Annotated in this window: 1 protein-coding gene; it reads right to left on the bottom strand. The window is 51.8% G+C overall.

Annotated features, from left to right (window positions below; genetic code table 11):
• Positions 1-56: 56 nt before the first annotated feature.
• A partial coding sequence (locus KDK17_RS12405; RefSeq protein WP_257288193.1) for a hypothetical protein occupies positions 57-1,609 on the bottom strand: 1,553 nt, incomplete at its 5' end.

A 1,609-nucleotide genomic window follows, 5' to 3' on the forward strand; every position in this document is an offset into this window, starting at 1 on the left:
GGCTCTTACAGAGCAAGGATAGATCAAGAAAGCCTCATGAAAGGGCGGTTGTCAGATCAAGGACAAAAGTCATCGTTCTGATCCACAACAGAAGGCTTGCGTTTTCTATGCATTCTTTTGTGACTCAACAGGGCTTGAGCATTCTTGTAGACCTTACCGCATGGCTGCGGTTGACCATTCTGCCGAACCACGGTGACATCACAGCTTTGTTGCTCGTTGTGGTATATGGATTTGTGAACTGACAGGCTGTTAGTATTCTTGAAGACCTTACCGCATGGCCGCACCCGGCCATCCTCCCTGATTACGGCCACGTCACAGGTCTTTTTCCCGGTGTGCAGTCCGCTCTTGTGAGTGGACAGAGCTGCGGCATTTCTGCAGACCGTCCAGCAGGGCCGTTGCAGACCATCACTCCCGATCACGGGCATATCACAAATTTTTTGCCTTGTGTGTTCTCTGCGTTTGTGATCCGAAAGGTCTTTACCGCTCTTGCAGACCTTTCCGCACGGCCACGGCTGGCCATCTTCCCCGATCTCGGTCACGTCACAGGCTCGTTGCCCAGTGTGGTATCCACCTTTGTGATCCGACAGGGCTTGAACATTCTTGCAGACTTTTCCGCATGGCCCCGACTGACCATCTTCCCCGATCACGTTCACGTCACAGGTTTGTTCCCCTGTGTGGTGCCTTCTTTTGTGAGCCCAAAGGGCTTTAGCATTCTTGCAGACTTTTTTGCACGGCGTCGGCTGGCCTCCCTCCTCGACCACGTGCTCATAACAGGTTTGCTGCCCCGTGTGGTCTCTTTCTTTGTGATACGCCAGGGCATTAGCATTCTTGCAGACCGTCCCGCACGGATACAGTTGACCATCCTCCCCGACCATCGTCAGATCACAGGTTTTTTGCCCAGAGTGGGAGCTGCCTTTGTGACGCGACAGTGATTTTGCATTCTTGAAGACCTTCCCACATTCCAGCATCTGGCCATCATCCCTGAATATTATCAAGCCGCAAATGGCTTGCCCGGCAGGGACGTTTTTATTGATTTTCCCTGCAACCATCGTGTCTATGGCGACCCCGTTAACAGGGTGGCAAATAAAACAGTATTTATTGGCCAAATGAGGGCATGAGCTTTGTCCGGGCGTCGCTGCTGTGTGGTCTGTCCAACCTTCTTCAAGATCGGGCGCTCTGCCATCGGATGAACCGGAAAACTGCCGGAATTGACAAGCCCCATGACAGGGATGAACGAAACAATTCAAGCTCAAAGTATGTGGCTGTCGTTCAGGGGCTCCATTATCCCCGCCAGAATCAGAATAAAGAAGGCTAGTGAAAAAGCCTATGGGTTGAGGGAGGGCTTCCTGCCCGGATGATTCTGATGGCGGGTTGGGTTGTTGGACGTGTCCGGAGCCAGACATCATAGCGGTGATCGTAAGCGTGTGGTCCTGACTGGTCCCAAGAAGTTCCACAGAGTTAAACGACGGTGAGTCGAGTTTCCAATAGCTTTTTAAAAGCGAACCGACAAAGGCAACATCTTTTACAGAGATCCCTGAATAAGGGTTGGAGCATAGTGGAGTGTCTTTGGTGTCGACAATAAAACGTTCTGTCAACGGTTCGGCCTGAC

The organism is Endozoicomonas sp. SESOKO2 (assembly GCF_024606245.1).
GTDB lineage: Bacteria > Pseudomonadota > Gammaproteobacteria > Pseudomonadales > Endozoicomonadaceae > Endozoicomonas_A.